Source organism: Pseudomonas sp. HD6422 (assembly GCF_025377065.1).
GTDB lineage: Bacteria > Pseudomonadota > Gammaproteobacteria > Pseudomonadales > Pseudomonadaceae > Aquipseudomonas > Aquipseudomonas putida_U.
Window position 1 is genome coordinate 16,838 of record NZ_JAHWIW010000003.1, and the last position, 12,827, is coordinate 29,664.

At 54.0% G+C, this 12,827-nt stretch carries 13 protein-coding genes; 5 read left to right on the forward strand and 8 right to left on the reverse strand.

Going from position 1 to position 12,827, the window contains the following annotated elements:
* Window positions 1-281 precede the first annotated feature (281 nt).
* From KY379_RS02375 to KY379_RS02385, 3 genes are all read left to right on the forward strand, one after another.
* Window positions 282-1,748: a hypothetical protein gene (locus tag KY379_RS02375; RefSeq protein WP_084851902.1), complete on the forward strand. Its 1,467-nt coding sequence runs from the start codon at window positions 282-284 to the stop codon at window positions 1,746-1,748.
* Between the two features lie 89 nt (window positions 1,749-1,837).
* Window positions 1,838-2,122: a hypothetical protein gene (locus KY379_RS02380; protein WP_084851903.1), complete on the forward strand. Its 285-nt coding sequence runs from the start codon at window positions 1,838-1,840 to the stop codon at window positions 2,120-2,122.
* A gap of 2 nt (window positions 2,123-2,124) precedes the next feature.
* Window positions 2,125-2,454 (forward strand): hypothetical protein, encoded by a 330-nt coding sequence (locus KY379_RS02385; RefSeq protein ID WP_191087933.1) that lies wholly within the window; start codon window positions 2,125-2,127, stop codon window positions 2,452-2,454.
* A gap of 92 nt (window positions 2,455-2,546) precedes the next feature.
* Here KY379_RS02385 and KY379_RS02390 read toward each other — a convergent pair whose 3' ends face one another.
* The 7 genes from KY379_RS02390 to KY379_RS02420 form a co-directional block, all read right to left on the reverse strand.
* Window positions 2,547-3,299: a glyoxalase superfamily protein gene (locus KY379_RS02390; RefSeq protein ID WP_084851904.1), complete on the reverse strand. Its 753-nt coding sequence runs from the start codon at window positions 3,297-3,299 to the stop codon at window positions 2,547-2,549.
* Window positions 3,289-3,480, reverse strand: a complete 192-nt coding sequence (locus tag KY379_RS02395; protein WP_139813925.1) for a hypothetical protein — start codon at window positions 3,478-3,480, stop codon at window positions 3,289-3,291. The genes KY379_RS02390 and KY379_RS02395 overlap by 11 nt, the downstream gene beginning before the upstream one ends.
* Before the next feature lie 108 nt (window positions 3,481-3,588).
* Window positions 3,589-4,848 (reverse strand): tyrosine-type recombinase/integrase, encoded by a 1,260-nt coding sequence (locus tag KY379_RS02400; protein WP_224372674.1) that lies wholly within the window; start codon window positions 4,846-4,848, stop codon window positions 3,589-3,591.
* The gene (locus KY379_RS02405) at window positions 4,848-5,723 is read right to left on the reverse strand and encodes a prepilin peptidase (RefSeq protein ID WP_084851905.1); all 876 of its coding nucleotides are present in this window, start codon (window positions 5,721-5,723) and stop codon (window positions 4,848-4,850) included. Before KY379_RS02405 ends, KY379_RS02400 begins: the two co-directional genes overlap by 1 nt.
* Before the next feature lie 272 nt (window positions 5,724-5,995).
* A complete protein-coding gene (locus KY379_RS02410; RefSeq protein ID WP_084851906.1) occupies window positions 5,996-6,388 on the reverse strand; it encodes a response regulator in 393 nt (130 codons plus the stop codon).
* A 52-nt stretch (window positions 6,389-6,440) separates the two neighbouring features.
* Window positions 6,441-6,878: a hypothetical protein gene (locus tag KY379_RS02415; protein WP_084851907.1), complete on the reverse strand. Its 438-nt coding sequence runs from the start codon at window positions 6,876-6,878 to the stop codon at window positions 6,441-6,443.
* Between the two features lie 682 nt (window positions 6,879-7,560).
* Window positions 7,561-8,637 carry a hypothetical protein gene (locus KY379_RS02420; protein ID WP_084851916.1) on the reverse strand — a complete coding sequence of 359 codons (1,077 nt, stop codon included), beginning with the start codon at window positions 8,635-8,637 and terminating at the stop codon, window positions 7,561-7,563.
* 582 nt (window positions 8,638-9,219) lie between these two features.
* Between KY379_RS02420 and KY379_RS02425 the strand changes: the two genes are divergently transcribed.
* Window positions 9,220-9,690 (forward strand): hypothetical protein, encoded by a 471-nt coding sequence (locus KY379_RS02425; RefSeq protein WP_139813926.1) that lies wholly within the window; start codon window positions 9,220-9,222, stop codon window positions 9,688-9,690.
* Between the two features lie 723 nt (window positions 9,691-10,413).
* Here the strand turns inward: KY379_RS02425 and KY379_RS02430 are convergent.
* A complete protein-coding gene (locus tag KY379_RS02430) occupies window positions 10,414-11,511 on the reverse strand; it encodes a prepilin-type N-terminal cleavage/methylation domain-containing protein (protein WP_084851918.1) in 1,098 nt (365 codons plus the stop codon).
* A 435-nt stretch (window positions 11,512-11,946) separates the two neighbouring features.
* Here KY379_RS02430 and KY379_RS02435 point away from each other — a divergent pair, with 435 nt between their 5' ends.
* Window positions 11,947-12,774, forward strand: coding sequence for an Ig-like domain-containing protein (locus tag KY379_RS02435; RefSeq protein WP_084851919.1), 828 nt, complete (start codon window positions 11,947-11,949; stop codon window positions 12,772-12,774).
* Window positions 12,775-12,827: the final 53 nt, after the last annotated feature.

Below are 12,827 nucleotides of genomic sequence, written 5' to 3' on the forward strand. Positions count from 1 at the left end.
CCTCGACGCAGACGATCCTACAGTGAGCGGCAGCGTTTGATCTCCATCTCATTCAGGGACGAATCAAACCCGCTGAAACACTGAGACACTTGCAACCGCGGCTTCTGGAGAGCAGATTACAACCCCTAAAAATGCACGATGGAGCCACCTCCGTTGCGCGCGCACTGGCGGGCACTAAAATTACTGTGTCCGACAGTCAAAACCCTGCAGTGAAAAGACATGCGCTGGGCTCAGACCCAAATCAATGCTCTCCCAAGGGAGGCAAATGGAGATAAGCAGAAATGAAGGTACAGTGGTCTCCTGAAGATCTGAAGACGCTGGAGCAGAGCGTCCCGAAGCTTGGAATTCAGGGCGCGGCAAGGCGAACAAGGCATTCCGTGCGGGAAACCTATCTGCAAGCCATCGCTGCCGGCATTTACATGCCACCTAACGGGACTGGACCCTGGCCACGCAGGAGCAACAAGGGCGCTGCATGGCCGGCCGCTGATGAACGAATACTGCGGCAGGAGTACACAGGCCCTGAGTCACTGGCCTACATATCGAGCTTGCTTGAGAGATCGCCACACGACGTTGAGGCGATGACCATCACCCTTGGCCTCGCACACAGTAAAAGCACTCACCAGCCCGCGCCGACCCTGCCTTCTAGTATGCAAGGGCCGGCACTCACACCATTGCCAGTTTCCGGCGCAACCGCCGCAAGGGGACAGGCTAGGCCGACCAAGTTCGTCGCTGACGAGGTGACCACTAAGGCCGCCCCTAAAGCTCCAGAACAGCTCAGCACCACCGCGGGTGAACCATTCGAGACCTCTGAATCCGCTACCACAACCTTGCTTACAGATTCTGCGTCCAGGTTTGACGAGGAGGCAAGTTCACTCCACCTGACTCCGATAGAGGAGCTCTTGGCACCTCCGCCAGTGCAACGAGCAACATGGACTCGAAGTAAGGATGCCTATCTCAAAAAACACTACCACATCAAATCGGTAGCTGAGATCGCCGAAGCGGTGGGCATGACCTACTACCAGACGACCAGCAGGGCGCGCCGTCTCAAGGTCTCTAACACACTCAGCAGTTGGTCGAGAGAAGAAACCATCTTCCTCCTCGAGCACATTCAGACCGACCCGTTGACATGGGTTGCGGAGCAGCTTGGTAGGAGCATGTCGGCCGTAAGCCTACGCCCCAAGCAACTTGGTATCTTCCCGGGTTGGAGCGGTCAAGATGACCAGGTCCTGCTGCAAAACATCGACAAGCTGACACATGCCGAGATAGGAAAGCTGATCAATCGTCCCGCTTATGCCGTGGGCAAGCGGTTACGCTTCCTTACCGATCATGAGTTTGATTTCTCCAGGCTCGGACTGATCCGGCTATTCGAGGCCAAGGGCAGGGAATGGGTAGATGGTCTGATTTATCTGCCGGTGAGGCCGGCAGAGGTTGGCAAGACGAAATGGACTGAAAAACAGATCACCCTCCTTCAAAAGCACTACCCAACCAAGGGGTCAATCTGGTGCGCGGCTAAGCTTGCCATGTCGCCAGAACGAGTTCGGCACAAAGCCCAAACGATGGGTATAAAAAAGACGACAGTCGCCCGCTCATGGACGGCCGAAGAGGATAAATGGCTTCTAGAGAACGTCCTGAAGCTTGATCGCATGGAATGCGCCAGGCACCTCAAGCGAACAAAGGGTGCAGTCTCTGTCCGCGCCTCTGTACTCGGCGCGTTCAAGAACGAACAAGACTTGCAGCAAGACACCTGAAGGCCCGATCGCCCTCGAAAGCTGTGGCAGATACAGCCGTGGGCTTTGCCTCACAACCTGTAAGACCCACTGAACCGACTGGATAGCAGATGACAACCATCCTCGAATATATGCTCAATGCTCCGCTGCTGATGGCAGCGATGATGCTCATCTTTGCATGTCTATCCATGAGATCTGGCTATCACCTCCTGGTGCTTCGATCGATTGACAGGACCGGGTATCAAACACCGTCTCTTCAAGCACTACACCTTCTTGAGAAGGAACATGAATACGGGCGGCTGATCACAAAGTCCCGTAAGCACGGGCTTTGCTGTATCGCTTGGCTCGCAGCTTCTGCCGCGATTGCGTTCGCATTGCTGAAAGTGACGGGCTAGCCGTGAAGCGCATTCTTGGCCTTTTGGTGTGCTGCACCGTAACCCTCGGCCTCCTGTGGTGCGGGCTCGCCTTCGTAGAGCGTATTTATTGGGTTAACAGTTCAACCTACACCTCGCTACTGTCCCGCGATGTGACCATTACCGAAGACATGGGGAGAAGTGAAGAGGGGTACGGAGCTCTTTGCCCTGGTACGAGGTCGACCCTTGAGGAAAAGGACAATGGACATTTCGTGCGCTGCGGCTTCATCTGGACCCCAGGCTCCGTCTATCGCATCAACAACTACGAGCAATTGAGCGCCTGGATGTGGCAGGAAGGAAGCTCGGACAACTAATCCAAAGGATTCGCGCGGAAGCAGGATGCGTCCAATATTTTCTCGCTCAGCTACCTCGCAAGAAAGCCCGGCTAAGGCCGGGCTGGGTAGGCCTAATTTTTTACTGCCGTATCGGCGTTCTGTGGGGCAAGGCGCATGAAAGCCCGGACGGCAGCAGAAAACTGATCTCGAATCTGCAGTGATTGCTGACGATACTCGGGATCAATCCAAGCCAACTCCTGTTGAATGGACAGGACTTGGCCACCCTCCAGAAGGCGATCTAGAAGCGACTCGCCGAACCGGTGTTGACGCAAAAGCACACGCAATCGCTCAACACCATGTACAGCGTGGATTGTCGCCACAACCTTGACCCCAGCAAGCGCCAACGCTACCGCTTGAAAAGCCCCATCCCCGTCCCTCACTTCATCGATGATCTTGAGCCTGCGGAGATTATCGAGGTTGGAAGATTGCTCTTCTTTGCGCAGGCCAAATTCATTCATCACTAGACGGGCCGTGGTGGATTTCCCTTGCCAAGTCGCCGCAGCAACCAACACCAAAGCCCCGCTCCCATCCGATAGGTCCAACAGGCGGCTCAGTTCACGAGGAACAGCTTCGTCTCGACCAAAGATTGATGCAATGCTAGGTGTCTGATCCCGCTGGATATCTACCAGGATGCTGCATGACGTTACTCGGGCATTGCTAAGCACCTGCCTACCAACACAGGCGCACGCTGCATCCCAGTTGGGGTAGTTCTCCTCTTTGGCCACAAGCTCCAAGGATTGAGAATGGGTGACCGAAACGTTGAGCAGCTCAGCAATAGCGGCTCGTAGTCGCTTCGCACGAGGTTTGAGGTTTTCAGTTGCCATCGGCATTTTTCCATATTGAGCCAGGCGCACGAATCGCGTCTTCGGTGTCCTCATTCTCGATGCCCGGCAATGGTTGCCAACGAGCTTCATCACTTCCCGCATTCACCGTACCGTTTCCGGCGAGGACGACAGGCTGCGGACGGCCCTGTTGAATGCTATTTGGCACGCTCTGGCGTGCCAAATAGCACTCCTTAAAAAGAAGCCTCCGAGAGGCGAGACATTGACTCAGCACAGGCAGCATAAATTTGCACTGCCTGTGGACTAAGTAACCCTGTGGTGGTGGTGTTGTTCAGCGGCCTCTGATGCTGCCCCTGTTACTGGCCGCGCGCTCCTCGTTGATCACGTTGTAGTAGATATCCTGGGTGGTCGACAAACTCTCGTGACCCAGGTCCATCTGCAGATGTTTTGAGTCCCGAATCCCGGCATCGAAAGTGGCCCCAGTGTGGCGCAACCAGTGGAGGGTAACCTCCATCAGCTCTTGGCAATCCTCTTCCTTGTGGCCTTCCGCTTTCATCTTCGCCCGCGCCCGGTCAAAGACCGGTTGGACGATGTTGCGGATCTGGCGCGCAGTGACGCCGCTCCGGCCGTGCACTGTGTAGAGCAGCGGGGTGTCCTCGCCCTTATGAGGGAGAGGTGATAGGCCCAAGCTCTCGCGGTACCGCTTGAGGTAAGGGATGAAGTCATCCTTCACAGTGATGTCACGTTCCTTGTTCCCCTTGCCGATGACGTCAAACCACCAGGAATCACCACGCTTATCGAACGACCCCATGGTTGGCTGCCAGTTATCTCGGCCGGCGAGATCGCTGACACGCAAGTACATAGCGAAAAGCGCAACGACGATGAACAAGGTGCGCTCATGCTTAGGGTCCTCGTCTGCCATGGCTTCGGCCTCACCGGCTAGGAAGTCCCACTGCAGTTTGGTAAGGGCCTTGGGGCGACGCTTGAGGCGAGTCTCTTTCACCCGCTTGATCGACTTGAACGGGTTCGCGATATCGACACCGTCTTGCAGAAGGAAGTCGAAGAATGAGCAGCACACCGAGTACATCAATTGCTCGCTGCCGGCGGACCGCTTCTTAGAAACCGGCTTAACGTCATGCTCACTCGCGCGCATACGATCGGCCTTGGTCACCTTGACGCCGTACGGCCTCCAGCGCTCATTGAACACAAGCAACCCTTCCTTTGGCGTGAACCGGCGTGTAGCCGCGGCACCAACCCAAGCAGCAGGAGGGGATTTGTCAAAAGCAATGAAAGCCTCAGCATCAGTTCGCACCAGGTCAAGCACTGACTTCCCCTTGATGATCCAGCTCCAAAGGATCAGCCGCTCGAGGTAGCCTCGGTAGTTCTTGAAGGTTGAAGGCGAAGCACTGTATGACTTCAAAAAGCTGCGTGCGTGTCGAAGGTCAACCTCAACATCAACGGAGCCGGAAAAGGTCGCCAGGTACGCCACCAGGGACGGACGTTCAGCCCGAAACGCTGACAGGTCCTCGAGCAGTGCTTCAGCAGTGTCAAATAGCGGGCGAGGAGGGGTTTTCTGGGTTGGATTGCTCACTAGAAAAATACTCCTAAGTCGACGCCGAACACCTGACCGTAGAGCGCATAAAGGTCGTGTTCGTAAAACAGTGCAATAAGGCCGCTTACGATGATGAAGGGGCCAAATGGGAATGGTGCTTCCCGGGTACGTGAAGCTATGGTGCCGATGATAGCGCCAGATACCGTAGAAAGCAGGAAGATTAGTGGAAGCGCCTGCCAGCCAAGCCAGGCTCCAAATAAGGCCATCAGCTTGAAGTCGCCGTTGCCCATGCCTTGGCGGCCGCGAATCAGTGCGTAAGCGCCAGCAGGGAGCCCAAACAGCAAATATCCGCCCACCGCCCCGATGAAGCCATCATTGAGTGATGTGAAAACCCCAAGATAAGCCGCGAACAGTCCAACCCAGATTCCTGGGATGACGATAGCGTCGGGTAACAACATTTCGTCCAGGTCGATGAGAAAGAGGGCGATCGCGCCCCAAATCATGACTAAGGCCGATGCTGACTGAATGCCGAACCCAAAGTGCCAGGCTGCCGCAAAAGAAAGCACGGCAGCGGTCAACTCAACTATTGGGTAGCGAATCGAGATTCGTGACTGGCAGCAGGAGCATTTTCCCCGAAGCGCGAGCCAACTGATCAGGGGGACATTTTCCCATGGGCGAATCGCGTGGCCGCAGTTGGGGCAGCTGGAGCAAGGGAAGGCGAGGTTGAATGTCGGTTCTTCAGCAAGGGGTAACTCTAAGGCTTCCCGAGCGTCTTGAAGCCAGGATTGCTCCATCATTATCGGTAGTCGATACACCACCACGTTCAGAAAGCTACCAACAAGCAGGCCTAAGACGCCAGCCAGGCTCGCAAACAAAACAGGGTTGTACTCGAGCAGTTCCAGGAAGGGTAACAAAGGGCACCATTATCAGGAGTAAGGTCAAGGAATCAGCATCTATCTGATCCATTGATTTTACAGGCCCAGCGAGACAATGACTCAAAAGACCATGGTCAAAATGCAGATAGGCTGCATCCAATTGGAAACCTGGATTGGGGGTAGGGCGGTGAGGGCCAGCAAGGTTTCCGTAGCTCGATATCAAGGCCCCGAAATATTGCTTTGGGGGATCGGGAGACCGAGCCACAACTAAGGGCCTCAGCATCCTGCGGCCAGGATGGTGTTCTCGTTGCCTAGGCTGCTGAAGTGGGTTTGAAGCCGGGAATTACTCGTGCACACGCCTCTGCGAGAGCTTCGGTCGTAATGGGCTTCACGATGTACGCTGACGCGCCAGCGTTCGCTGCGATCAGCTTGTCAGCCGGCATAGCCCGTCCGGTACACACAATGATCGGCACTGTGCTTGAGGCATCCTCCCGCTCACGAATTTCGGCAATCAGAGAAATACCATTCTTCAGGTCATCCAACGTCCAGTCCATGAGGATCACCGATGGCTGAAAGGCCTCTAGCTCTTGGAATGTGCAATTTACGTTGTGAGCGCTCCTCACTTCAGTGAAGAGGCCAGCAGCACATTTCTTTGCTAGATAGGTATCAGTTGGTGAATCGTCGACGATCAGGATCCTGCTCATCTGTAACACCTCTTACACGTGAACGGGAGGGACTCGGCCTCCCGGGCCAAGATCAGTAGGCCGAATACTTGGCTTCGATCGTGCGCTGTTCACGGAGGTGCTGTTCGTAGGTCAGCTCCCTGTCCTCCAACCGATGGTCAAGCTCGCGTAGCGCCTTTGCCTTATCACGCTCGACCTGACTGCGCGTCGCATAAAAATTGATCAGCCTGGCATTCTGGGCATTATCTAGTGGCATCCAAAGGGGCCCCAGAGAAATGACCCAAAGCGGAATGCTGAAAACTCCTTTTACAGGGTGCCCAGTGTAAAAGTAGCCAGCCGCTGGCAGGATTCCCAGGGCAGCAGCAACCCCAACAGATTTCTCTTTTACCACCAGGCCCTTGCTCTCATAGACAGAGAACTCCTGCTCCTGGCCGGAATCAAGGTGCGTGGTGCAGCCAGCTGCGGTGATGGCTAAGGAGACTGCTAGTGCGATACCTGCGATGCGTTTCATGCGATTTCCTGCTGGTGTATTAGAGCTCACTGGTATAACCGCAAGCCCACGACTTTCAAGGGCGCGAGGATAGCCCATGCCGACTGGCAGACGTTAGCCAATATCGGGCTGCCTTTTTCAGAGGAATTTTGCTGGGAAGGGCTGTATTAGAGCACGCGCGAGGAGGGCGCTTACCAGAACCGTCATTCCATGCAGTAACCCGAGTCGCCAGTCACGAGGCTGCTGAAAAAACCCCTGTGGAGTGCTGCTGCTTTGATAGCCATGAGGGTTCGGCCTATTACAGCCAGGCGTACAGAATGGGCCTACAAGGTCAGGTAAGGGCCCCAGCGGCAAATGCACAGGCGATCGCTAAAAACCCAATGACAGTACTCACTCCAATGGTCGGTCGATAATCTCCACCAGTCTTGTTCTTGAACTGGTATGGCCTGAAGAAAGCAACCAAAGTGGAAGCCCCCATCAGGACGAAGGCCAGCAGGCCTAAGAGTACCGGTAGCTTAGACATCCGCTGTACCCCTGCCGGCCGCCCTCGGCTCTTGGAAACCAAACGAGAGAATCGCATCACAGATCGCAGCAGATGTAGGTGTCATGACTGGTTCCTTAGATAGTGCCCTGGAGCAATGAGCCCGCGTCTGACTGGAAGCTACACAAGCCCTGGTACAGCCGAAAACTGAGAACACGCCTTTCACCGAGTGCCCAGGACAGCTAACGCACAGATACCGAGAACACAGAATGCGGCGAGGTAGGCCCAGACTGCAGTTCTGGCAGACTGCCCAAGCTCAAGGACCAATCTGGATTTGGGAACGCTACCTACTCGTGCAGGTTGCGGAGGTGGAGTGGGGTTGCTCAACTGATCGTTTGGAAAGGCTAAACGGGCGGCCTCTAGCTCGCGCTCCAGCTCGACCTTGGCATCATTCAGGCATTTAATCTCGGCGTTGAGTTGCTCCTCCCGCAACTGCCCAGCCTCCTCGAAAGAAGCATGCGTGGACAGAGCTAGCTCGAAAGCTGATGTGACTTTCGATACCTCATCCCGGGCAAACGAAAGGTCTCTACCCAAATCCTCAATTGTTTGAGCCTGTGCTTCGTTTTCGAGCTTGGTTTGGGCGCAAGCGGATACAGCCGCGGCCGCGGTATCGAATAGCTGTGCGGGGTTTAGAAACCTGATCTTTTCACCGTTCCAGTACGAACGTAGATCTGAAGCCTTACGAGCTCCAATCACGCGCTCACCTGCAGCAGAGGAGTAGTAGAAGCCAGCGCTTCTCAAGACCGACTCCAAGCGCTGTTCATTCTGAACTACTTCCGCAGGTGGAAGCCAAGAAAGCGCGCCGTGTAGAGGAAGCTTAGAAGTGGTGATTCGGCAGCTTCCTTGAATCGAGCCCGAATGAAGCATGCGAAGGAGTTGCCCTAGGATGTATGAGCCGATGCCCAGACCTCGATGCCTGATAAAAACTCCCTCATCAGGGCCGAATTGGATCAGGCCTTTTTTGTGATCGACGATCATCCAGACAACGTCTTCAGTCGAAGAGTAGGCGTTCGCATACTCGGCCTCCTCGCCGGCGAACCGAAATGCCACTCGGCAGAAAAGGGCGCCGGCATACTCCCCGCCGTGGTGGATGGACTGCGTAACCTGGGTTGCGCCCAGTCGGCTGGTACCGTCGGGCAACGTCACGAGACATGCACGTTCAGACACTGGAAGAGTGGATTTGTCGAGCTTGGCAGCCAGAGCGCTCAAGCCGGTGTCTCGGTACTGCTGAGAAGCCATCTACGGTTTCCAATCAGGGGAGGGCGGTGCCCGGGCCTGCCATTCTAACAGCCAACGGGGTAGCAACAGATTTCGGATGAGGGTCAAAAAACTATACGGCTAATTGAGGGCGCGCCATTCGTAAGTTGCCCAGCGCAAAAAATTAGACTGTGGCAAATTGGAAGATATGATTTCAATCATATCCCCAACTTTTCATCCAGACTTTATTTTCACGCTCGAATACTTTCCCGCCCAAAAAGCAATGAACTTTTACCGCCTTACGTTTTAGGCGGAAATTCAAAAGCGAGTTTAGGAAAAACATGAACAACGGAAAAGGAGAGAGACAAGCTATGGGATCAAAAAAGTACAAAGCAGATTCCTTATTTCATAAGCTCTCTTATACGCCCGTCAATGCCTACTATCAACCACCACCAATCTGAAGCAAGCAGGACCTGTAGAAAATGCCTAGCGGCCTGGGCAATCGCCCGACGCTGCGGGCGGTAACCCGCGCAGCTGCTGATCTGCGTGGAATCCAGCCGCTCGTCCGCAAACCACTCAGAGCAAAATGAGGGGTTTATAATGATAGGTCCAGAGGGTGCTGCCATGAAAACCAATGCTCTTGTAGGGTGCGAACGGCTAGAGAAGGAAAATGCCACGAAACTTTTTGGTGTAGTCCCCCTGTACCAGATTTCAAAGATCTATGGCATCGATCTTGAGTCCTTAGATTTCTTACGAATTCTCCTACAGGCCCATCCATACGAGAAGCGCAGGCATTACAGCGTCACAACTGAAGTGATTTTAGCTCTTGGCTTCATGGCTGATGAAGTCGTTTCCTATGAGTTTAATATCCCCAAATCTTTAGTTGTCGAGCTGAGGAAGCACCTTGGAATTGAAGCGAAGAAAATTTCTCGCGACGAAGCTGCACAGGAATTGGCTGAAGCGCGCGCAGAGAAAATGAGAAAGGGTCGATTACGGCGGCAAGGTTTTAAGGCTGGGATGGTTTTTCAACCAGGTGATGGCAAAGCGCCACGTAAAGGCGCCTTTCGCCCCAAAAATATCGGAAAAATCCTTTAGAATCAGAGACTTGCGAATTTCCGCCTATAGGAGTTGGCGGAAATTCATCAGGGTTTAAAACGATCGTTTTAATGCCAATCTCCCCCCAATTCTGAAACGATTCTCCTTGCAAGGCGATTTCCTTAATTTTGAAAAATATCATCCTACGGATTATAGCATCCCCGTCTTTATCTGCCGAATGCCCTCTAGCCGATCGTCCCTTCGCGGGCCTATTCGGCTATGGGAGTTGTGGTTTCCATCGAGAAGCGTAAGCCTGGCAACGACTCTGCGCCAGGTTTGCATTAGGTTCATTCCCCCCAGCGGCAACCAGCGCTTGCTGCAATCCCTTTCAATTTCGCAACACCAGCCGCAGCACCATTGACCTGACTCCTTGGGCACCAGCTCAGGTTTGCTTCAAAAATGATAAATTCCTCCTGGAAATGCTCCTAATTAAGCAACAAGGGGCTGCAGGCCGCGTAGGCCGTGGCCCCTAGGCTCTCACGTCTGACGTTCAAAAATGATAAATCCCTGTGGGAGTCATAGATGATAAATCCCTGTGGAAGTCATAAATGATAAATCCCACTGGAAACTCTCATAATTAAGCAACAAGAGGCTGCAGGCCGCGTAGGCCGTGCCCCCTAGGCATCTGCCAGTGTCTGTAATTCAGAAATGCGAAATTCCACAGAATAGCTCAATCGACAAGGTCTTCTGATGGAGCAACGGCCTGCTGCAAGCCTTGCCTCCTTATTGATAGCAGTAGACTACCTGAGTGCCGGAGCCGCTGTAGTACCACTGACCATTGCTGTAGGTTAGAGATTTTGAGTTACCACTGCCGTAGTTCAAGGTGCACAGCTTCCACGCCCCCAGCGCGTTACCAGAAACCCGCGTCGGTTCGCTGATACCCCCCATCGCAGTCCAGGCTCCGTTCATGCAGTACATTGGTGAGCCACTGGAAAGCCGAGCCAGTGCTCCCGGGGTCTTGCATGCTGCACCTGACGAAACCACCTTGCCGAGCTGCAGCTCACCCCCGACCAGCTGGTCACCTGAAACTTTGCTTGATCCAAGGACTGTATGAGTGCCGGATACCTGGCTGTCACCGTAGACGGCCTGGTTGCCGCCGATCTGTGAGGAGCCTGAGATAAGCTCATTGCCTGTGACTTGAGAAGAACCGTTGACGGATTGATTGCCGGTAACCCACAAGGAACCGCCAACGGAGGCGTCTGCGCGCGCTGTCACAGATTGAGCGGTGACGGCCCCAGTGGCATCGATGGCAACCGCGCTGAGGTTGTTGATCTCAGTGATGTTGAAGTTCGACATCAGAAGGTTCGTTCTCATCCGGTTGAGCTCCGCATTAGCCTCAGCGTTCCGAGAGAGCTTGTTGTAGAGGGCCGGCTCGCTCCCAGGCGAGCCAATCGTAGTTCGAATCCGATAGGTGGAGGCAGAAACCAGGGTTGTTGCCGGGAGCCCATTCATCACGTAGCCGTCCCAGTCTTTAACGATGGCCTGGTCGATGCTGAACGTATCTGCCGTACAAGACGTGGCCACCGAATTTCCGAATTTATTGGTCTGTAAATCTCCGAGTAAAAGCGGAGGTGACATCTCCTTCATGACGCTGATCGCTGACAGACAGTTCCCCGCGGCCGCGCCTGGCCAAACTCCGCTGTTCTTGACCCTGTATACCCGAGCAGCGTCCAAAATCATCTGGGTTTCCTGGATAGCGATTGCAGCTCTGCGCTCCTGAATCTCCTCGATGTACTTCGGGGTGCTTGCAATGGCCATCAGGGCCAGAATCGCCAGTACCACAGCAAGCTCTAGGAGGGTGAAGCCATACTGCTTTTTCATCGCATCCTCAACGCAAAACCTAGCTGTACACAGCCAGTGCAACTAGCAAAATCACGACCCCGCCGGCTCCATGGCGACAATCCTCAATACGCAAGTGAATTTTGCATTACACCGTTTTGGGTTGTCCATGCCTCAACATGTCACAATTCCACTCGATTGATTGTTGAGGCGCGGCACAAAAAAATGAAATCTGCAATGTACAGTCAGTGGAAGGACAGAATGCCTACCACCCGAAGAGGCTTAGGCGGCTGGCCCAAGGTCAAATTAAGGGCTTACACCCTCCCCCATATCTGCTTGGGGCTAGCCGCCCTCATGTCGGCAGCGCCGGCGACAGCTTCACAGCTGTCATGGAATCCCATACGCATCTCAGGGTCGGGCCAATCGGGTTGGCAACCAGTCGTTTGTGATCACGGTTCTGGCTGGAAATCATGCGAAATGCCCATCTCGATTGTCCTCTCTTCAAACCCGACATCGATCGCGGCGACGGGTGAAGTTGCTACCATCACGGCGACATTGATGGACTTTTACGGAGTGAACCTGGGAGAAGGAATTGATGTAGTTTGGCAAACCACAGCAGGCACCCTCAGCAGCAATCAGTCGTTAACTGATGAGGAAGGAGTTGCCACCGTTCAATTGAAGTCGAGCGCTGTCCTTTCAGGGGCTGTCGTGACAGCTAGCACAAAGGTTGACGGCGGACAAAGTAGCTCTATTTTTATCCCTTTTACTGATAAATGGATAGCAATTGCTTCAATTTATACAGCGTGGACTGACTATGGTGAGCTTTACAACTGCAGCGAATGGTCACCAAGCCCGACCACTGTTTCGGTAGGTGTTGAATTCGTTCAGACTGCAAGTTGCACACAGAACCAGGTTGCTTATCGCCAGGATCGCGAGCAAAGCGTCGTTACAGGCGCAATTAGGCAGATTGGGAGCCCTGTTGCAATGTACCAAGCAATTCCCAAGTCAGCCTCCAGGAACTCCGTCGGGACGAAACCCGAGGTTCCTGTCACACCGCCTGGTGAGTGCAAGTATGGTTTAGGTGGGTATGTTTGGACTTATGCCCCTACCGTAGAGTCTGGCAAAGGTTTTGCGGCTTGGATATGGGAGGACAACGTAGGCATAATTGATGAAAATATCAGTAGCGTGACAAAAGGCAACTATATCTACTACCGCGGCGACTGGGTGGACAAGAATGTAACGTATGATAACTGGGGCAGACCATTCACAATGAATTACCACCAAATTTGTCGAATACTAAAGTAAAGATACGGGGCCTGACATTTAGCGTCGCTTACCCACAAGTGCCAGGCCTCGCA